The organism is Flavobacteriales bacterium (assembly GCA_025210805.1).
In the GTDB taxonomy this organism is placed as follows: domain Bacteria; phylum Bacteroidota; class Bacteroidia; order Flavobacteriales; family CAJXXR01; genus JAOAQX01.
Map to the genome: position 1 here is coordinate 49,364 of JAOAQX010000003.1, position 19,779 is coordinate 69,142.

The window sequence follows — 19,779 nt, forward strand, 5'->3', positions numbered from 1 at the left end:
TTGTCAATTTTCAACCGTTGAAAAAAGCTACAATAAATGCAAAAAAAGCGGCAATCATATAAAAGACAAATGCTATGGAATAAACGATATAATAGAACCACCTTACTATAAAAATGGGATGTGTTTTAAGATGCTCAAAGAGCTTATCGTACTTATCTTTTGGTTTATTTTTTTTGGCTAGACGAATTTTTTTATCCTCTTCTTTCCTTTTTGCTTGGTAAGAGATGGGAATTTTACAGGAAATACAATAATCTTGATTCTTGTTGAGTAATCCGCAATTGGGACATTTTATTTCAACTGTAGTTTTTACCGGCATTGCTGATTCTTTTCACCGTTAATAAAACAAAAATACTTGTCAAATATAAAAAATATCTACTTGTAATTGATGTATTTAATAGATGAAATTATTGATCTAAAAAATCAGAAAGACAACAACTTGACTGAAAAATCCTATTCCTAAACCTTCGTACACCTGCTTTTGAGTATGTGCTGAAAGATATAACCGTGACCACATGACTAAACCTGTAAACAGAATGCTCCATGTAAAGAGGGTATAGACCGGGTAATCGTATTGCCACATGAGCATCAATAAAGCTCCAACTACACCACCCCAAGCAGCGGCATGGGCACTAGATTTTGTATATTTTAGTAAGAGAAGTAAAACAGCAATACTCAACGAGGAAGCTTTAAAAATATGGGTAATTTCTTGCGGAATAACTCTTGTATCATTAAAAAGCATACTCAAGAAAAAATAAGCGCTAAAAGTGATAATATAGGGCAGTTTTCTTTCTTTGGCCAATGGAATTCTCAAACTACTTATGATTCCCATTTTTTTTAATACAACAATTGCGATCAAAGGGATTATTGTGGTGCAGATAAGTACAATATTTCCAAAAACTTGAGCAATCTCTTCCTCAAGCATGATATAATCTTTTGCCATAAACAGAAATATCATTCCTGATAAAAGAAAAATGGGGTGAGCGAGAAAGGAAATCAGATTTGCGAGAAATTTCATTTAGATTTTTTTACGCATTCTTGCAACAGGAATATTAAGTTGCTCACGGTATTTTGCAATGGTTCTACGAGCTATGGGGTATCCTGCCTCTTTCATTGCTTTCGCTAATTTTTCGTCTGTGAGTGGTTTTTTCTTATTTTCGGCTTCCACTATTTCCTTCAACTTGTTTTTCAGCTCTCGTGTTGAAACATCTTCCCCTTCAGCGTTTTTCATAGATTCAGAGAAAAATTCTTTGATCAGCTTCGTACCATACGGTGTTTGAATATATTTACTATTCGCCACCCTAGAAACTGTAGAAATATCCATTCCAATCACATCGGCAATATCTTTCAAAATCATGGGTTTCAGTTTTGCTTCATCCCCCGTGAGAAAATAAGCTCGTTGACGATCAATCACCGCATTAATGGTCACATTTAGTGTTTGATGTCTTTGCTTTATAGCGTCTATAAACCATTTGGCCGAATCTAATTTTTGCTTTGCAAAAAGAGCTGCTTCTTTATTTTTCTTTGTTTGATTTTGCTTGTTCCCTTTATAATCTTGGATCATATTCACATAACTTTTATTCACTCGAAGATCTGGGACATTTCTTCCGTGCATTAAAAGTTCTATTTCTCCATCTACAATTCTTATTTCAAAATCTGGAATAATCTGCTGCTGTCCTTTCAAGCCAGAGCTTCCATGAGAATTCCCTGGTTTAGGATTCAGCTTGGAGATTAATTCCATAGAATCTCTCAATTCATCATCAGTACAATTAAGTTTTGATTGAATTTTTTTGAAATGTTTCTTAGAAAAGGCATCAAAATAATTTTCGATAATTGAAATTGCTAAATCTCTTGTGAAATTTTTGCTTTTTCTTTTTAACTGTATCAAAAGGCATTCTTGAAGATTTCTAGCTCCCACTCCCACAGGATCCAATTGATGTATATATATAAGAACTTCTTCAAGCTCTTCCTCTGTAGTCATGACATTCATATTGAATGCTAAATCATCAACTACTTCTTCCAGTTCTCTTCTTAAATAACCGTTTCCAGAAATACATCCTACCAAGTATTTTGCTAATTGCTCTTGATGATCATTAAGCGGTAGCATCCCTATTTGATCAACCAATTGTTCATGGAATGAATAAGGAACAGCAAAAGGAATTACTTTTTCTTCATCATCTGTAGATTGATTATTGGAATACATTTTATAACCAGGAGTCTCATCATCACTCAAATAAGCATCTATATTAAGATCCTCAGCCTGAATAAATTCTGTCTCCTCTTCGTGGATTTCACGTTCTTGTTCATCAGATCCATATTGTGTTTCCTCCACTTTTTCTGAACCTTCTTCTAGTGCAGGATTCACTTCGAGCTCATTCTTTACGGCTTCTTCAAATTCCAAAATGGGCAATTGAATAAGTTTCATCAACTGAATTTGTTGAGGAGACAGCTTTTGAAGTTGCTTTTGATATAAAGACTGCTTAATCATGGATTGAATTTTGAATTTTCACTAAAATAATCACAAATTCTTTTATGTGAATAGGCTAAAGGCAAATTTCTTCATAAATCTTGAATTATCCTCTTACTCTAGCGTGAAAATATGTTGATTTAACTGATTTAAAGAACTTTGTTTTTTTTAAGAATATCCCAATTTTATCCATTTATCCTAATCAAAAACTACTTCAACCTTTTCGGTAGTTGGTAAACTTTGACAGCTTAATATATAACCTTTTGCAACCTCTTCTTCAGTAAGTGATAGATTTTTTTTCATACTTACGGCTCCACTAGTGAGCTTACAAATACAACTAGAACACACCCCGCCTTCGCAAGAATATGGCGGTTGATTTCCATTTTGTATTAAAGCTCTCAAGATTGTTGTTTCTTTAGGGATTTCAGTAATTATTTCCTCTCCGTTTAAACGTGCTTTGAGTTGTGCTTTTTCAAAAATTTGGGTAACTGTTTTACTTTCTGCTCCTCCAAAGCTTTCTTTAAAAATTCGAGAAATAGGAACGTCTATTTTTTGTAAAAACTGTTGGGTGTTTTCAATCATTTTCCCTGGTCCGCAAATATAATACTCAGCATTTTGAGCATAGGGCGGATAGGTATTAACAAACCATGTTATAGCTTTTTCATTTACTCTTCCCTCTCGGTATTCCCATTCTTTTTTACTAGAAAACCAACTGGTTTTGGGTTTACTAAGATAATGTGCTACGATTAACCTTTCGGGAAATTGCTCTTGCCAATGGTCTATTTCTGCTTTAAACAAAACACTTTCTTGGTTTCGATTACCGAAAAGCAAATGCACAAAGCTACGTGGTTCGGTAGTTAAAACCGTTTTTAGTATAGAAAGGATGGGGGTAATACCACTTCCTGCCGCAAACAAATAATAGGTTTTGTATTGCTCTTTTTTTATTTCGGCATAAAACCGACCTTCAGGCGGTAAAACCATAATGGTGTCTCCACTTTTAATATGATCGTTTATATGATTGGATACTAAACCGTTTTTCACACGCTTCACCCCTATCTGTAAAGATTCATTTATAGCGGGTGAACTACAGAGAGAATAGGAACGTCTTACTTCTTCGCCATTTAGGGTAAATTGCAGAGTAAGATATTGTCCTGCTTTGTAGTCAAATATTTCATATAATTCTTCTGGAACATCAAAAGAAACCACAACTGCCTCTTCGGTTTCTTTTTGCACATTGCTAACACGTAATGGATATAATTTACTCATGGTTTAAATTTTTGCTCCGTTTTTTAACATCCATTTTTTCACCTCTTCTTGGAATCTAAAAATGGCATATTCACCTCGTTTTGCTTGAGCTCCTATGCTAAACATGGGAGATTGTAAAGACTTTTGCTGCTGCTCACAGGCATAAATATCCTCTAGCATAAAATCGCCACTTGCCATGGGATCACTTTTATCTCCTTCGTATTTTCCTTTCCCGCCATATTTACTCCATACTTTGCTCAAAGAGGATTTTGTTATTTGTTTAGCAAACTCCCATTCACTGGCGTTTTCTACTTTACTTCGGATCACCACAAGGGTTCTGTCTGGAGCAAGTGGAATGGTCTGAAATGTGCTCCAACTGGCTTCGTTTTCTCCCAAACCTATATTTGGAAAAAGCCAAGGAACATAAGCTCCTATTTTTTCTCTTGGTACGCTTTTAATGAGCGGTTGTAGGGCTGCATTATCCACATCTGCCAAAAACTCGGGAACTAGAGGTTCATAAAACCAATAGTGAGGACCTTCCCAACCAAAGCTTGCATTGGCATGGTCGTACATATCCAAAGTCCCTTCATGCAGATGTGCTAAATGGTAATGATCAATATAGTTTTCTACAACAATTTTCCAGTTGGCTTTTATTTCTTTGGTGTAGAATGGGGCATTTTTATTTTCAGAATATTCTACAAGTTCTTCTACTTTGTGAGGGCCTAAATATGGCTCAACTCCTCCAAAAAAATCCATAATATTTGGAGCATCTTTATCGGGATGAACAAAGAGCATTCCTTTAAATATATCTACTGATGCCTCATGTAAATTCAGATTGCATTCATGCAATTTCTTCCCTTTTAACTCAGGGAACTCTTCTTCTTTTTGAGGGATACTTATCAGTTTTCCTTCTAAATCAAAGGTCCAATCATGGTAGGGACAGGTAATGGCTTTCTGAGCTTTACCCACAGCCCGCAAAAGCTGAGTACCTCGATGCCTACACATATTATGAAAAGCTCGCAAACGCTGATCTCGTCCTTTTACTATAAATATATTATGCAGACCTGCTTGCACAGAAATATAATCGCCTGGCTGAGCAATATCTTCTACAAAACCAGCAAACTGCCAAGTGGTAGAAAACAAATATTTTTGTTCTAAATCAAACCATTTTTGCGAAGTGTAAGCCTCAACGGGTAAGGCATGCATCATTTTTTTGGAATTCATAGCGTTTGGCTTTTAAATTATGAAGTTAATAATGTTGTATTCCGCTAAAGTTACGGATTTGCTTACAAGTATTTTATTTTTCAAACACTACATTTGAAATCATAACATACTGTTTTTAAACATTCAGTACAAAGATGTATCTAATTTGGCTATTATTTTTTGAGTTAAATCAAAAAAGGGAATATTAGAGTAATCTCAAAAACAAAGAGGCTCTTTAACTTCTTATCAAAGAAAAAAATGCTCAAATCAACCCAACCACTATATTTTCGATTAAATTTGTCGATTAGATCGATTATTATTTCGAAAGATGAAACAAGAAAACATAAGAAATTTTTGCATTATTGCTCATATTGACCATGGTAAATCAACTTTGGCAGACAGACTTATTGAGGTAACTCAAACCGTTGAACAAAGAAAACAACAAAATCAGTTGTTAGATGATATGGATCTTGAAAGAGAGCGTGGGATTACTATTAAGAGTCATGCAATTCAAATGGATTATCAATATGAAGGAGAAGAATATCGCTTAAACCTCATTGATACTCCTGGTCACGTAGATTTTTCTTATGAAGTTTCTAGATCTATCGCAGCTTGCGAAGGTGCTTTACTTATTGTGGATGCCGCTCAGGGAATTCAAGCTCAAACAATTTCCAATCTTTATCTGGCATTGGAGAATGATCTTGAAATTATCCCAATCCTCAACAAAGTAGATCTTCCTAGTGCTGAGCCAGAAGAAGTAGGAGAGCAAATCACGGATCTTATTGGTGGTGAATTTGAAGATATTCTTCAAGTTTCTGCCAAAACAGGACTAGGTGTGCCAAAGGTTTTGGAAGAAATCGTGAAGCGAGTTCCTGCACCAACAGGAAATGAAGATGACAAACTCCAAGCTTTAATTTTTGATTCTGTTTACAATCCATTCCGTGGAGTAGAAGTTTATTTCAAGGTAGTCAATGGAAAAATCAATAAAGGAGACAAGGTAAAATTCTTTGCGACAAACAAAGAATATGGTGCTGATGAAATAGGTTCATTAAAACTTGAACAGTTTCCAAGAAAAGAAATTAAAGCAGGTGATGTAGGTTATCTTATTTCGGGAATAAAAAATGCTGTAGAAGTAAAAGTAGGAGATACCATTACACATACTCAAGCTTCTTGCGATAATCCTATCGAAGGTTTTGAGGATGTAAAACCAATGGTTTTTGCGGGTATTTACCCTGTGGATACCGAGGATTACGAAGAACTTCGTGCTTCTATGGAAAAGCTTCAATTAAATGATGCTTCTCTTACTTATGAACCAGAATCTTCTGCTGCACTTGGTTTTGGTTTTCGATGTGGTTTCTTAGGAATGCTTCACATGGAAATTATCCAAGAAAGGTTAGAACGCGAGTTCAATATGACGGTAATCACTACGGTACCAAACGTATACTATAATGCCTACACAAAAAAAGGTGAAGAATTTGAGGTGAGAAATCCATCAGATCTTCCTGAACCAAATTATTTAGATTATGTAGAAGAACCTTTTATTGATGCTTCTATCATTACAAAAGCCGACTATGTGGGTGCAGTAATGAGTTTGGCTATTGAAAAAAGAGGAATCTTAAAAAATCAAGTATATCTTTCTACAGACCGTGTAGAACTTAGTTTTGAAATGCCTTTGGCAGAGATCGTTTTTGATTTTTATGACAAACTAAAAACCATTTCTAAAGGTTATGCATCTTTTGATTATCAACCGATAGGAATGCGTGAATCTAATCTTTCTAAACTCGATATTCTTTTGAATGGAGAACAAGTAGATGCACTTTCTGCCCTAATTCATAGAGACAATGCTTATACCGTAGGTAAAAAAATCTGTTCTAAACTAAGAGAACTGATACCAAGACAGCAGTTTGATATCGCAATTCAAGCAGCTATTGGATCAAAAATCATTTCTCGTGAAACAGTAAAAGCCGTTCGTAAAGACGTTACTGCAAAATGTTATGGGGGAGATATTTCTAGAAAAAGAAAACTTCTTGAAAAACAGAAAAAAGGAAAGAAAAGAATGCGTCAAGTAGGAAATGTAGAGATTCCTCAAAAAGCATTTATGGCTGTTTTGAAACTGGATGATTAACGGTTCTAGTTGAAAAAAGTTCTTGTCATACGTTTTAGCTCCATAGGAGATATTATCCTTACTTCTCCTGTTCTTCGAAACTTATCGAAGAATGGGTTTGAGGTTCATTTTATCACCAAAAAAAACTTTATTTCCTTGGTGGATGAAAATCCTTATATTCATAAGATTTGGACCTATGAACAAGATGTAGAAAACCCTTCTAAAGATTTTACCGAAACATCATTTGACTGGATTGTTGATTTGCATCACAATATCCGATCTAAAAAAACTCGGGCACTTTTCCCAAATACATTCACCACAACAATTGATAAACAAAACTTTAAGAAAGCTTTATTAGTTACCACAAAATCTAAAGCTTTCGGGGTTTCACACGTCACGGATCGGTCATTAGATTGTATTCGTCAAAATAATATCAAAGTAGATCATTTGGGTTTAGATTTTTTCTTAAAACCCATTCAAAAGCTCAACACTGCTGAACTTCCGAGTAAATTCCTAGCATTTGTGATAGGCGGACAACACCGTGGCAAAATGATGAGCGAACAAAGAATGGAAACCTTATTTTCTCATTTGAAGATTCCTATTTTCCTTGTGGGAGGACCTGATGATGCAGAAAAGGGAAAAAGATTGGCAGAAAAATTTGATCATGTTCACAACACCGCTGGCAAACTTTCTATTCATGACTCTGCTCACTTACTCAAATTTTCCCAAGCAGTTCTCTCTCATGATACAGGTATGATGCATATAGCAACGGCATTAAACAAACCCATTTTATCGCTTTGGGGAGCAACAACACCAGAATTAGGCTTTGCTCCCTATAAACCAAATTCTCATTCTGTTATTCTCGAGCATCCTCACTTTTTAAGACCTACTTCCAAACTCGGAAAACAAACTTGGTCTGCTTCTATTTCATTCATTGATTTAATTCCAATTTCTACGATTACTCAAGCGGTTAATAAAGTTTTTAGCCTCCAATAAACAAGAATAACTTGTTATCGGTATCGGTGCTAATTATCTTAAAACAATGCTGTTCATAATTAGTTTTTAGTTGTATCTACATGATACATCATTGAAACTTATAGAGGAATGATAAGTTTAATTTTTTTATTATCTTGCTCTTCATCATAAAAATAATTAATAAATGACAAGAGAAGAACAATTAGAATTTTGCAAAAAATGTACTAACCGAGCCTTCAGTATCGATACGGGCATTATCTGCAAATTGACAAAAGAACCCGCAAATTTTGAGAATTCTTGCCCGAATTTTAATGTCGATAACAGTGCGATTCCTTTAGACGACAAAGAGAATATTCAAGTAGGAAATGCACATGCACGACTCTCTAAAGATGAAATTTTTAAACTCAAAAATGATCAAAATTTACCTATGGGAATTCTCGCAGCTTTTATTGCGGGTCTTATTGGAGCGGCAATTTGGGGTTTTATCACCGTTAAAACAGGCTATCAAATAGGTTATATGGCTATCGGTATCGGAGCTTTAGTGGGACTCTCCATGAGATATTTTGGAAAAGGAATTGATCAAATTTTTGGAATCTCGGGTGGAATTATTGCTTTTTTAAGTGTAGCAATAGGTAATTTCCTTAGCATTATCGGTTTATTTGCAAAAGATGCAGGTGTACCATTTTTCGAGATCCTTAATTCTTTTGACTATGCTTATCTTCCTGAAATTATGAAAGAAAGTTTTCAATTTATGGACATCGTATTTTATGGAATTGCCATATATGAAGGGTATAATTTTTCGTTTCTAAATCTAGAACCAGAAACTGATGACGAAGAATAATTCCTAACAGATATATAAATATTAGGGTATAAAAAAACGGGCTTATTTCATGAAATAGAGCCCGTTTTTTATTATTTTTTCTTTCTAAAATCTATAACTAAAAGCAGCATGAATGTTTCTTCCCATATCATAAATGGATAAATTATTTGTTCCACGCACCGATCTATTTAGATGTTCATAATACGCTGTATTAAATAAATTATCGACACCCAATTTTAGTCGTGCATTTTTAAAAGGTAGATATTCCACCGCCAAATTCATTAGAAAAAAAGAAGGCGTTTTTGTTTCTCCAAATGCAGTAGCTATTCTTTTCTGATCAGCAACATAACGCAGCTCCAAAGAAGGAATTATTTTCCCCTTCATCAATTCTGCCCCAAGTTGATAACGCATATCTAAAGGTGCAATTTCTGGCAAAGCCTCATCAGTATTTACGTCTTTTCCATACGTATATGCCAATTGAATTTCTTGATGCACATTTTCCATCAAAGCTTGTTTCCATTGAATCTCAAAACCTGTTCTTAGAGCTTGATCAATATTGGAAAATACTCGAACCCCAGGGCTCATTTTCATCACAGGTTTCAACTTAGGATCTATTATTGAGGAAATATAATCTGATAAATAGGAAGCATAAATTGTTGCTCCAATAGCTGTTTTTTCTGTTTGATACTCGTATCCGAAATCTATTTGTTTATTTTTTTCAGGTTTAATAATAGGATTTCCAACAAGTTCATAAGGATCATTTCCTACAGGAAAAGAGTTAATAAAACGCTCGGTGATAGAACCAGAACGCTGAACATGAGCCATCCAAAGACTAAACTTTGAATAATCATTTAAAGAATAATGAACTCCTAATGAGATATTTGGATTAATTTGTTTTTCCTTCACTCCTTCTGGAAAACGATTTTTGAAAGAAGCCGCAAGTTCATTTGCATCCGATTGATTAAAAGCTAGTCTCGATGACAACACATATTCCCAAACGTCTTGTTTCCCTTGATATTCTACAAAAATAGCTGAACGCAAAATGCTTCCATTTTGCCAAACATTATCTTTCATGATTTTGCCTTTCTTGGGTCCCATGAGCATTTCTCTAAAACGAGTACCTGCTATATTTTCCCATCTTGTATCAGCACCTCCAAACCATTTTCCGTTCGTTGTTTTCCAAGTTCCTTCTGTTCTAAAACCAATATTCTTTGTATGAGCATCCGTATGTGCTTTCACCATACTCATTTTAGTAATATTCCCATGGTTATCCATTAAATGATCTACTAGCGATGCATAAATATTCGTCTTCCAATTTTGTAATTTTCTACCCGAAAAAGCCCATCGATGTTCCAGATTAAGCATCCAAGTATCATCTGATCTTAAATCCATAGGAAGTGCTACAAAATCGACATCTGAGGCTCTATTATTGCTTGCCAAAAGTCCTATTTCATGAGCCGAAGACAGCTTAAAATCACCTTTTAAACCATAACTTGCCCTTTGGTAACCAGAACGAACTTCTTCACCTCTACCATCTGTATAATCATCGCCTTTTGAAAATGCTCCAAAGAAATTTAAGTGAATATTCTTGGTACTAAATCCCGTTGAAATTTCGGATCTTAAACCATTTCCATTACTTTGGTAGCCCAATGAAGCTCTACCATTCCACTTCATTTCTGGCGTAAATTGTCCTTTTTTGGTAATATAATTTATGGTAGCCCCTAGTCCTGTTCCAAAACGAAGTGCATAAGGTCCTTTTAGAATTTCTACACGGTCTATCATATTTGGAGACATCTGGCTGGTTGGAGGGTCCATTCTGTTTGGACAAGCTGCTGATGCTGTTTGACACCCTTGAGTTACGATGTTAATTTGATCATATTTAAATCCTCGAAACACAGGATCGAACCCATAACTTCCACTTTTTTTGATTCCCGATATTACAGCGGATTTTTTCAAAATCTCGGCTCCATCAAAAGCTAGTTTATCCACAGATTGTAGTTTTAAAACTTCATGTTTTCTTGCTTTGGGTCTTAAAGACAAAACTGTAACGGGGTAAAGGTTTTCTTGTTTTGCCGTCAACAATATGATTCCTTTTTCTAAAAAAACCTTTACTTCTTTAGGCTGATACTCATTTACTCCATAGACCACATGAGATATTTGAAGTAATGTTTTAGTATCGAAATTAATTTTAAACCTTCCATTTTCATCAGAAATTCCTTTTTGATTTCCATATTCAAATGTGGCTTGGGTGATGATATTTCCTGTTTCGGAATCTTGTAGTGTTAAGCTTTTTAAATCTTGAGCTGCAAGCCCAAACTGTGCCATAAGAACGATAATGGCAATTATATATTTTGTGTTCATTTGATTTTTCTTTCTCTTTTTTTTTGTTCTAAAGCATAATACCTATGAGTAAATAAATACCCATAAAAATGTATTATTCGTTTTACAGAGTGATTATCTATTCCCCTTTGTAGGGGGAAGAGGGCACTAGTATATTAATACCATAAATGGCAGAAACTACAAGCATAGAAACTCTATAAAAACTTTAGAAAACTAGACCATTGCCAATATTTTTATAAAATAGAATGACCGATACTGGTGTTGCATATTCTATTTTACAGAAATGGTCCTGAATTTTGTTTTTTTGTTGAATAAGTGGTTCTAAAACGTTCGAATGGGAGATCTCCATAGGAAACGAAATAGAAAATGACAATAAGAGATTAAGAAATTGGGGGCTTCAGAATAGAAGAGTAAAAAGGATTTGAATAAAAATATTGATAAAAATATTTCAGATTTTTAATGTTCTTGAATAAACCATGCAGATTGACACTTAAGACTTCATCAACAAAAAAGAAGTGTATTTGAATTTCTTCTTTTTTATTTTGGTTTTGGATAGGTTTATCTGTTTGTTCTACTTCTTGAAGTTGAGTTGTTAAATGACATTTCCCATTACAGGTATTCACTTCCTTATCTTTCTCGACACAGAGGGTTTCAGCTATTTCTTTTTGATGAATCAAAAAATCGAAATAGGTCCAAACTTTCACTAGCGTGGAAAGTAAAATTAAAAAGACAAATAATATAGAAAGTGTTTTTTTCAACGAGCTTTTCAAAATTTGCTTCAATATTAGACAGAATTTAGCACATAGAACATGAAAAAAGTCACTCAAGTAAGAAAAAAACTTTAGACAAACGTAGGACTAGTTTAAGTCTAAATTACACTACAAACTCAGGCAGAGTCCGAAAAAAGAAAAGATAATAATCAATAAGTAAATTGTTGAAAACTTAGATTTTCGAGAAAACTCAAAATAATTTGATAAAACTGCCGACAATGCAAAAACGAACAAAATCATGGGGAAAATCTGATGACTAAATCCGATACTTACCACCAAAGCAATAAGAAAGATTCCGACTAACAAAGCTGTAAGTGCTCTAGGTATTTTCTTTTTTCTGGGGTAAAACTTTACTAAATCAAAAAATGAAATACTTGAAAATAGCATTAAAAACACCAATATCAAAGACTGAGTACCACGCTTCCAGATTTCTAATATACTCGGGAAATCTTTAGTAAAATAACTCAAAAACGCTATTTCTTTATCAAAAGATAGTACTTCAAGAGAGTAATAAAAGTAAAGAACGATTAACTGTCCTAAAAGTAATATTGAGATTTCTTTGAGTCTATAAAAATCTTTTAGAAAAATATAAAACAACCAAACTACAAGAGAGATATACCAAGAAATGGGTGATAAAATCAGAATAACTCCAGTAAGCAAAGAAGCATGAAAAAGTTTCTTTTGATATTGCTGAATTTGTGGCAAAATGGAGGTCATTAAGTAAAACACCAAACTAAAAATAAGAAAGGTAAGATGGTGAACACTCCAGCTAGAAAAAATACTCATGGAGCTAAAAAGCATAAAAAACAAAATGGGAAAATTGTTTTGCTTCCTAATGATTAAATGAGTACTCAAAACTCTTTGTAACAGAAAAGCTTCTGCTAAATGGAGAAGGAAAATAATCAAAATAGGATAATCCCAAGTTCCTTGATACCAAGCACAAAAATTTCTCAACACGAGTATTGCGAATAAAGTGATGAGAATTATATTTCTATTTCCGTTTTTAAAAAGGCTTATCAGCATTTTTTTACTACATTTGTCCTTAGATCCAAAATTATACTAAGATGACTGAATTTCTTATTTCTTTAGGAGACTTTTTGGGAGCAGCTACCAAATCGTTGATGGAAGCTGGAGGTGGTATTCCTAACATTTTAATCGCTGTTGGAATCACCCTAGGATTAGCAAAATGTATTGCTATCATCAAAGCTGAAAAATATGAGGAAGCCTAAGGGCCTCCTCTTTTTTTTGTGCTTATAAATCGAAACCTAGATCTTTACGATAGTATACTCCATCGAAATCTACTTTTTCGGCATTCGTATACGATTGTTTTAGTGCTTCTCTAAAGTTTTCTCCGTAAGAAGTAATAGCCATCACACGTCCACCACTTGTTACCACTTTCCCATTATCCTCTTTTGTTCCTGCATGAAAAAGGATCGAATTTTCCACTTCGTTTAGTCCTTTCATTTCCTTACCTTTCTCATAAGCTTCGGGATATCCTCCAGAAACAAGCATCACAGTTGTGGCACTCTTATCTGTAATTTGTATCTCTTTTGATGCAAGATTTTTATTTCCTACGGCTTCAAAAAGTTCTAATAGATCACTTTCTATTCTTGGTAAAACAACCTCTGTTTCGGGATCTCCCATACGAACATTATATTCAATAACAAAAGGCTCTTCTCCTACTTTTATCAAACCAAAAAAGACAAATCCTTGATAATCTAACTGATCTTTTTTAAGACCTTCAATAGTGGGACGCACTACTTTAGATTCTATTTTTGCCATAAACTCTTCTGAGGCAAAAGGCACTGGTGAAATAGCTCCCATACCTCCAGTATTAAGTCCTGTATCTCCTTCTCCAATTCTTTTATAATCCTTGGCATTTGGAAGCAAAACATAATCTGAACCATCTGTAAGTGCAAAACAAGAAAGTTCGATTCCATCTAAAAATTCTTCGATCACTACCTTGGCACTTGCTTCACCAAATTTAGCATCAGCAATCATTGTTTTCAGCTCTGTTTTGGCCGTATCCAAATTATCTAAAATAAGTACTCCTTTTCCTGCTGCAAGTCCATCTGCTTTGAGCACATAAGGTGCTTTTAGACTCTCTAGGAAGGTATAACCTTCTTCTAAATTTTCTGCGTTAAAAGTCTTGTATCGAGCTGTAGGAATATGGTGTTTTGCCATAAATTCTTTGGCAAAATCCTTTGATCCCTCTAGTTCTGCTCCTGCTTTTTTAGGTCCAATGACTGTGATATTCTTCAAGTCTTCTTCTTCAGCAAAAAAATCGTGAATCCCTTCCACAAGTGGCGCTTCGGGACCTACCACTACCATTTTGATATCGTTTTGGATAACAAATGTTTTGATTGCTTCGAAATCCGTTTCTTTCAAATCTACATTTTGACCATAAGCAGAGGTTCCTGCATTTCCAGGTGCAATAAAAAGTTGAGAGAGTTTTGGGCTTTGGCTAAGTTTCCAGCTAAAAGCACATTCTCTTCCTCCAGATCCTAATATGAGTACGTTCATAGATGATATTTAAGCTAATCCAAGTTCTTTTTTAATTTCTTGAATTTTCTGGTTGAGTTTTTCTTGAGTTGATTGATAATCTGAAAAATCTTTTTCACAAACCGAAATATAGTATTTAATTTTTGGCTCTGTTCCCGAAGGTCTCACCGTAATTTTACTATCTCTTTCAGTAATAAACTGCATGAAATTCGATTTTGGCAAAGCTACTTTTTCTTCTTCACCTGTGAGTAGATTTTTTTTGGTTGCAGAACCATAATCTATTACCGACACTATTTTTTCCCCAGCAATGCTTTCCATTGGGTTGTTTCGGTAGTTTTCTACCAAGATTTTTATTTCTTGAGCTCCATCAATTCCTTTTTTTGTCAATGCATTTAAAGATTCTTGATAGAAGCCAAATTTACAATGCACTTCTTCCAATAATTCCAAAAGGCTTTTTCCTTGGCTTTTTGCCCAAACAAAAGCTTCGGCAATCATACAGCAAGAACTGATGGCGTCTTTGTCTCTCACTAAATCTCCAATGAGGTATCCATAAGACTCTTCACCTCCTACAATGTATTTTTTACTTCCTTCTCGCTCACGAATAGCCGTTCCGATATGTTTAAAACCAGTGAGGGTGTTCACTACTTCAATTCCATAATGCTCTCCTATTCTATCCAAAATATCAGAGGTCACTACTGTTTTGGCGATAAACTCATTTCCTTGGAATTTGGTATTTTCTAGCATATAGTAGAATAATAAAGAAGCTGTTTGATTCCCATTTAGGAGGATATATTTACCCTCAGAATCTCTCACCGCAATCCCTACACGGTCAGAATCTGGATCTGTTCCCATCACAAGCTCTACACCTTTTTCTTTTGCAAGATTAATTGCCATTTCTAAGGCTTCTGGTTCTTCGGGGTTTGGGGATTTTACTGTTGGAAAATTTCCATCAGGAGTACCTTGCTCAGCGACTTCAATAATATTATTGAAACCCCAATTTTGCATAGCTTTCTTTGTAGCGATTGCTCCTGTTCCATGTAAACCTGTATAAACTACGGCTTCTTCTTTGAATTTAGCCACCAAATCTTGACTTAAAGAAAGTCCTTTTATAGCGTCATAATATTCTTGATCCTCTTGAGCACCCATATAAGTCACCAATTCTTCATTTCTATCCCAAAGAATTTCTTGAAAACTGGTTTTTCTAACACGATCAATTAAAGTTTTGTCAAAAGGAGCTACAATTTGGCAACCATCAGAACCATATACTTTGTATCCGTTATACTCTGGCGGATTATGTGAAGCGGTAATTACAATTCCTGCATCACAGCCTTTCTCTCTCACAGCAAACGAAAGTTGCGGCGTAGGGCGAATTGCTTCAAAGATATAAGCTCTTACTCCGTTTGCCGATAAAATATCTGCTAATTTCTCAGCAAAAAATTGTGAGTTGTTTCTACTATCAAAAGCAATAGCTACAGAGGCATTCTTATTGGATGCTAAAATCACTTGAGCCAAAGCTTGAGTAGCAGCACCTAGGGTATAAATATTGATTCTGTTTGAACCTACACCCATAATTCCACGCATTCCACCAGTTCCAAAAGCCATTTCTTGATAAAAAGACTCAATAAAATCTTTATCTAAGCTTTCTAGTCCTTTTGCAATATATTCGTTGATCTCAGGGCTCAAATCTGCCTCTTGCCAAGTTTTAGCATTTGCGATTGCCTGATTGATAATCTCTTGATTCATATTTTTTGTATTCTAATCTTATAAGTGTCAAAGATAAGATACTTTGGGAATGCTCAAGGGCTTTTTTAGATGGAATTTGGAGTAGTTAGTATTTTTATAAATAAAATATTTAGTCTTACCTTTGAGGAATAACAAAAAAAAACAACAATAGTCGATAACTTTCTAAAAAGATCGCTATTGAAATAGTCTTAGGAGGTTAATAAAAAGCAAATTCTGATAGAATTGATTATTTAACCTACTATATTATGGTGAATTATAAAAAGATTTTATAAATTTGCCCTCTCGAAAATAAAAAACTGATGGAAGAGAAAAAGATGATCATTGAGTTTACAGGGCTAAAACTTGGTAAGCATGAGTACAAATTTCAGATTCCAAGAGATTTTTTTCAAGAGAGCTCCTATAATGAAATCACTCTTATACAAGGAGATGTGATTGTTTCTTTTGATAAAAGAGAAAACATGATGGAGTTAGAGGCTCATTTTGATTTAATCTATGAGTTTCCTTGTGACCGTTGCGGTGAGGATTATCAACATCCGATGCAATTTGAGGAAAAAGTGATCTATAAAATAGGTGACGAAGCCCAAAGCACAGATGAAATCATCAATATCGGCAAAAATGATTATCAAATTATCTTAGATAATTTGTTTTTTGAATGGTTGATTATTAATTTGCCTATGCAAAGGGTTCATCCAGACAAAGAAGATGGTAGCGAAGGTTGCCCCGCAGAATTATTAGAAAAACTTGAGCAAGTATTAGGCTCAGAAACATACGAAGAAGAGCAGATTGATGAAAGATGGTCTGCTTTAAAGGATTTACTAACAAAGAAATAAGAAGAAGTTATGGCACATCCAAAACGAAAAATATCGAAAACGAGAAGAGATAAAAGAAGAACTCACTACAAGGCAGAGGCTCCTACTGTAGCCACTTGTCCTACAACAGGTGAGTCGCATTTATACCACCGTGCATATTGGCATGAAGGGAAAATGTATTACAAAGGTAGAGTAGTAATGGAAGCATAATTCCAAAATTAGTTTTGGGATTATCTTTTCTTGAATTTATAATTATTTTGTAGATTTAGACCTTCATTAAACTAAGGTTTAAATCTACATTTTTATTATATGCCATCAAGAATACAAATCGGAATTGACGCAATGGGAGGTGACTTTGCCCCTAAGTGCGTCATTGAGGGAGCTTTACTAGCCATGAAACAATTACCCAAAGAGGTAGAAATTGTTCTATTTGGGCAAGAAGAGCGTATTCTTCAGTCTATTTCCGAACTCAATATTACTTCGCATCCATTTTCTATTGTCCATTGTGATGAGATTATCGAAATGAGCGAACACCCCGCCAAAGCCATTGCTAAGAAACAAAAATCTAGCATTGCTCTTGGTTTTCACTATCTAAAATCTGGAAAGATTAACTCCTTTGCAAGTGCCGGAAACTCTGGAGCTATGCTGGTGGGAGGATACTATTCTGTAAAAGCCATTCCAGGTGTCATTCGTCCATGTATTTCTGTATCAATCCCTCTTTATGACGGCCGAAAAGCGGTATTGCTTGACGTTGGAGTAAATGTGGATTGCAAACCCGATGTTCTTGAACAATTCGGGATTCTTGGTTCTCTTTATGCAGAACATATTTTAGGAGTACAAAAACCTAAAGTAGCATTACTCAATATTGGAGAAGAAGCCGAAAAAGGAAATCAATTGACACAAAGTACCTATTCTCTATTAAAAGATCATAAAATGATCAACTTTATAGGAAATATAGAAGGTAGAGATATACTTTTTACAGAAGCAGACGTTATTGTTACTGATGGGTTTACTGGAAATGTTGTATTAAAACAACTTGAAGGTATGTACACTTTAACAAAAAAACTTAAATTCGAAGATTCTTATCTAGATGAATTCAATTACGAGAAATATGGAGGGACTCCTGTTTTGGGTATGAATTCAAATGTTTTGATAGGACATGGGATATCTAATGATATTGCCATCAAAAATATGCTATTACACTCCTATGAATTAGTCTCGGCTAATTTGGAAGAGAAAATTAAAGACGCTTTTAAATTATGACAAAAATTAGAGCAGCTATTACCGCCGTAGGAGGTTATTTACCTGAATATGTTCTTACTAACAAAGAACTAGAAAACATGGTAGATACTTCTGATGAGTGGATTAAAACCCGTACAGGAATTTCTGAAAGAAGAATTCTAAAAGGAGAAGGACTCGGAACTTCTGATATGGGAGCTAAAGCCGTGGAAGATTTATTAGAAAAAAGAGGAATTTCAGCAGAAGAAATCGATTTGATTATTTGCGGTACAGTAACTCCTGATATGGTTTTCCCTGCAACAGCAAATATCATTGCAGATAAAGTAGGCGCCAAAAATGCCTTTAGTTTTGATATAGGTGCCGCATGTTCTGGATTTCTTTTCTCTCTTCAAACAGCCGCACAATATGTAGAAACAGGACGCTATAAAAAAGTAGTAGTCGTGGGTGCAGATAAAATGAGCTCTATTGTAGATTATGAAGATCGAGCAACTTGTGTTATCTTTGGAGATGGAGCAGGAGCTGTTTTGTTAGAGGCTAATGAAGAAGGATATGGAATTCAAGATGCCATTCTTAAAACAGATGGAGCAGGTAGAAAACACCTTCATCAAAAAGCTGGAGGATCTGTAAAACCTGCTAGCCTAGAAACTGTACAAAATAAAGAACACTATATTTACCAAGAAGGTCAAACCGTTTTTAAATTTGCCGTAACCAATATGGCAGATGTATCGGCTGAACTCATGGAAAAGAATAACCTAACTGGAGATGATGTTGATTGGCTCGTTCCGCATCAAGCAAACCTAAGAATTATCGATGCTACGCAGAGAAGAATGGGGCTTGACAAAGACAAAGTAATGATCAATATCCAGCGCTATGGTAATACCACATCAGGGACACTCCCACTATGTTTATGGGATTGGCAAGATAAACTCAAAAAAGGAGACAATATTGTTTTGGCTGCTTTTGGAGGTGGATTTACTTGGGGAGCACTCTATTTAAAATGGGCCTATGACCCAAAAAACTAACAGAAAACGAAAGATTATGACACTGAAAGAAATTCAAGACCTTATTAAATTCGTTGCCAAATCTGGAGCAACTGAAGTATCTCTAGAATTAGAAGATCTTAAATTAAACATTAAAACAGGTGGGAAAAAGAAAAATGGTGAGCCAGCAGCTACCATTGTTCAACAAATTCCTGTAGCAGCTGCTCCACAAGCAGTTCAAGCCCCAGTTCAAGCTATAGCTCCAGCAGCACCCGTAGCTGAAACACCAGCTGCACCAGTAGAATCAAAAGATGATGAATCTAAATTCTTAACTATAAAATCACCAATTATCGGTACTTTCTACCGCAAACCATCGCCAGACAAAGATGCATTTGCTTCTGTAGGTGATACCGTGAAAGCAGGTGACGTAGTATGTATTGTTGAGGCTATGAAACTATTCAACGAAATTGAATCTGAAGTTTCTGGAAAGATCGTAAAAGTATTGGTTGACGATATGTCTCCAGTAGAATTTGATCAACCACTTTTCTTGGTTGACCCATCATAGGTAGTCGATTTTTTTTTAAA

At 34.9% G+C, this 19,779-nt stretch carries 19 protein-coding genes; 9 read left to right on the forward strand and 10 right to left on the reverse strand.

From position 1 onward, the window contains the following. Positions 1–10: 10 nt before the first annotated feature. From N4A45_00810 to N4A45_00830, 5 genes are all read right to left on the reverse strand, one after another. Positions 11–316: a hypothetical protein gene (locus tag N4A45_00810; GenBank protein ID MCT4663755.1), complete on the reverse strand. Its 306-nt coding sequence runs from the start codon at positions 314–316 to the stop codon at positions 11–13. Positions 317–412: 96 nt separating this feature from the next. Beyond that, positions 413–1,015, reverse strand: a complete 603-nt coding sequence (locus N4A45_00815) for a phosphatase PAP2 family protein (GenBank protein ID MCT4663756.1) — start codon at positions 1,013–1,015, stop codon at positions 413–415. Next, positions 1,016–2,485, reverse strand: coding sequence for an RNA polymerase factor sigma-54 (gene rpoN / locus N4A45_00820; GenBank protein ID MCT4663757.1), 1,470 nt, complete (start codon positions 2,483–2,485; stop codon positions 1,016–1,018). A 177-nt stretch (positions 2,486–2,662) separates the two neighbouring features. Beyond that, positions 2,663–3,730 carry a ferredoxin--NADP reductase gene (locus N4A45_00825; GenBank protein MCT4663758.1) on the reverse strand — a complete coding sequence of 356 codons (1,068 nt, stop codon included), beginning with the start codon at positions 3,728–3,730 and terminating at the stop codon, positions 2,663–2,665. A 3-nt stretch (positions 3,731–3,733) separates the two neighbouring features. Beyond that, positions 3,734–4,933, reverse strand: coding sequence for an aromatic ring-hydroxylating dioxygenase subunit alpha (locus N4A45_00830; GenBank protein ID MCT4663759.1), 1,200 nt, complete (start codon positions 4,931–4,933; stop codon positions 3,734–3,736). Between the two features lie 307 nt (positions 4,934–5,240). Here N4A45_00830 and lepA point away from each other — a divergent pair, with 307 nt between their 5' ends. The 3 genes from lepA (at position 5,241) to N4A45_00845 (ending at position 8,832) form a co-directional block, all read left to right on the forward strand. Beyond that, positions 5,241–7,037, forward strand: a complete 1,797-nt coding sequence (lepA, locus tag N4A45_00835; protein ID MCT4663760.1) for a translation elongation factor 4 — start codon at positions 5,241–5,243, stop codon at positions 7,035–7,037. 9 nt (positions 7,038–7,046) lie between these two features. Further along, complete coding sequence (locus tag N4A45_00840) at positions 7,047–8,012, forward strand: glycosyltransferase family 9 protein (protein MCT4663761.1); 966 nt, start codon at positions 7,047–7,049, stop codon at positions 8,010–8,012. Between the two features lie 163 nt (positions 8,013–8,175). Then, on the forward strand, positions 8,176–8,832 hold the full coding sequence (locus tag N4A45_00845) for an inorganic phosphate transporter (GenBank protein ID MCT4663762.1): 657 nt from the start codon (positions 8,176–8,178) through the stop codon (positions 8,830–8,832). Positions 8,833–8,916: 84 nt separating this feature from the next. Here N4A45_00845 and N4A45_00850 read toward each other — a convergent pair whose 3' ends face one another. The 3 genes from N4A45_00850 to N4A45_00860 all read right to left on the reverse strand — a co-directional run bounded on the left by N4A45_00850 (position 8,917) and on the right by N4A45_00860 (position 12,944). Further along, on the reverse strand, positions 8,917–11,172 hold the full coding sequence (locus N4A45_00850; protein ID MCT4663763.1) for a TonB-dependent receptor: 2,256 nt from the start codon (positions 11,170–11,172) through the stop codon (positions 8,917–8,919). Between the two features lie 359 nt (positions 11,173–11,531). Next, the gene (locus N4A45_00855) at positions 11,532–11,909 is read right to left on the reverse strand and encodes a hypothetical protein (protein MCT4663764.1); all 378 of its coding nucleotides are present in this window, start codon (positions 11,907–11,909) and stop codon (positions 11,532–11,534) included. A gap of 120 nt (positions 11,910–12,029) precedes the next feature. Then, on the reverse strand, positions 12,030–12,944 hold the full coding sequence (locus N4A45_00860; protein MCT4663765.1) for a hypothetical protein: 915 nt from the start codon (positions 12,942–12,944) through the stop codon (positions 12,030–12,032). A 41-nt stretch (positions 12,945–12,985) separates the two neighbouring features. Here N4A45_00860 and N4A45_00865 point away from each other — a divergent pair, with 41 nt between their 5' ends. After that, complete coding sequence (locus N4A45_00865; protein ID MCT4663766.1) at positions 12,986–13,150, forward strand: hypothetical protein; 165 nt, start codon at positions 12,986–12,988, stop codon at positions 13,148–13,150. 22 nt (positions 13,151–13,172) lie between these two features. On the opposite strand, the gene purD is transcribed toward N4A45_00865, so the two are convergent. Further along, entirely contained in the window at positions 13,173–14,444 is a 1,272-nt protein-coding gene (purD, locus tag N4A45_00870; GenBank protein ID MCT4663767.1) for a phosphoribosylamine--glycine ligase, read from the reverse strand. A 9-nt stretch (positions 14,445–14,453) separates the two neighbouring features. Next, complete coding sequence (locus N4A45_00875) at positions 14,454–16,166, reverse strand: phospho-sugar mutase (GenBank protein ID MCT4663768.1); 1,713 nt, start codon at positions 16,164–16,166, stop codon at positions 14,454–14,456. Positions 16,167–16,465: 299 nt separating this feature from the next. Here N4A45_00875 and N4A45_00880 point away from each other — a divergent pair, with 299 nt between their 5' ends. From N4A45_00880 to accB, 5 genes are all read left to right on the forward strand, one after another. Next, the gene (locus N4A45_00880) at positions 16,466–16,996 is read left to right on the forward strand and encodes a DUF177 domain-containing protein (protein MCT4663769.1); all 531 of its coding nucleotides are present in this window, start codon (positions 16,466–16,468) and stop codon (positions 16,994–16,996) included. Between the two features lie 9 nt (positions 16,997–17,005). After that, on the forward strand, positions 17,006–17,185 hold the full coding sequence (rpmF, locus tag N4A45_00885; GenBank protein ID MCT4663770.1) for a 50S ribosomal protein L32: 180 nt from the start codon (positions 17,006–17,008) through the stop codon (positions 17,183–17,185). A 99-nt stretch (positions 17,186–17,284) separates the two neighbouring features. Beyond that, the gene (plsX, locus tag N4A45_00890) at positions 17,285–18,238 is read left to right on the forward strand and encodes a phosphate acyltransferase PlsX (protein ID MCT4663771.1); all 954 of its coding nucleotides are present in this window, start codon (positions 17,285–17,287) and stop codon (positions 18,236–18,238) included. Then, a complete protein-coding gene (locus tag N4A45_00895) occupies positions 18,235–19,236 on the forward strand; it encodes a ketoacyl-ACP synthase III (protein ID MCT4663772.1) in 1,002 nt (333 codons plus the stop codon). Before plsX ends, N4A45_00895 begins: the two co-directional genes overlap by 4 nt. Before the next feature lie 16 nt (positions 19,237–19,252). Then, positions 19,253–19,759, forward strand: a complete 507-nt coding sequence (gene accB, locus N4A45_00900) for an acetyl-CoA carboxylase biotin carboxyl carrier protein (protein ID MCT4663773.1) — start codon at positions 19,253–19,255, stop codon at positions 19,757–19,759. The last annotated feature ends 20 nt before the right edge of the window (positions 19,760–19,779 follow it).

Bases quoted from the DNA above. Each gene is read 5' to 3' on its own strand.
- N4A45_00810 (MCT4663755.1), bottom strand. From the start codon at position 316: ATGCCGGTAAAAACTACAGTTGAAATAAAATGTCCCAATTGCGGATTA.
- N4A45_00815 (MCT4663756.1), bottom strand. From the start codon at position 1,015: ATGAAATTTCTCGCAAATCTGATTTCCTTTCTCGCTCACCCCATTTTT.
- rpoN (MCT4663757.1), bottom strand. From the start codon at position 2,485: ATGATTAAGCAGTCTTTATATCAAAAGCAACTTCAAAAGCTGTCTCCT.
- N4A45_00825 (MCT4663758.1), bottom strand. From the start codon at position 3,730: ATGAGTAAATTATATCCATTACGTGTTAGCAATGTGCAAAAAGAAACC.
- N4A45_00830 (MCT4663759.1), bottom strand. From the start codon at position 4,933: ATGAATTCCAAAAAAATGATGCATGCCTTACCCGTTGAGGCTTACACT.
- lepA (MCT4663760.1), top strand. From the start codon at position 5,241: ATGAAACAAGAAAACATAAGAAATTTTTGCATTATTGCTCATATTGAC.
- N4A45_00845 (MCT4663762.1), top strand. From the start codon at position 8,176: ATGACAAGAGAAGAACAATTAGAATTTTGCAAAAAATGTACTAACCGA.
- N4A45_00850 (MCT4663763.1), bottom strand. From the start codon at position 11,172: ATGAACACAAAATATATAATTGCCATTATCGTTCTTATGGCACAGTTT.
- N4A45_00860 (MCT4663765.1), bottom strand. From the start codon at position 12,944: ATGCTGATAAGCCTTTTTAAAAACGGAAATAGAAATATAATTCTCATC.
- N4A45_00865 (MCT4663766.1), top strand. From the start codon at position 12,986: ATGACTGAATTTCTTATTTCTTTAGGAGACTTTTTGGGAGCAGCTACC.
- purD (MCT4663767.1), bottom strand. From the start codon at position 14,444: ATGAACGTACTCATATTAGGATCTGGAGGAAGAGAATGTGCTTTTAGC.
- N4A45_00875 (MCT4663768.1), bottom strand. From the start codon at position 16,166: ATGAATCAAGAGATTATCAATCAGGCAATCGCAAATGCTAAAACTTGG.
- N4A45_00880 (MCT4663769.1), top strand. From the start codon at position 16,466: ATGGAAGAGAAAAAGATGATCATTGAGTTTACAGGGCTAAAACTTGGT.
- rpmF (MCT4663770.1), top strand. From the start codon at position 17,006: ATGGCACATCCAAAACGAAAAATATCGAAAACGAGAAGAGATAAAAGA.
- plsX (MCT4663771.1), top strand. From the start codon at position 17,285: ATGCCATCAAGAATACAAATCGGAATTGACGCAATGGGAGGTGACTTT.
- N4A45_00895 (MCT4663772.1), top strand. From the start codon at position 18,235: ATGACAAAAATTAGAGCAGCTATTACCGCCGTAGGAGGTTATTTACCT.
- accB (MCT4663773.1), top strand. From the start codon at position 19,253: ATGACACTGAAAGAAATTCAAGACCTTATTAAATTCGTTGCCAAATCT.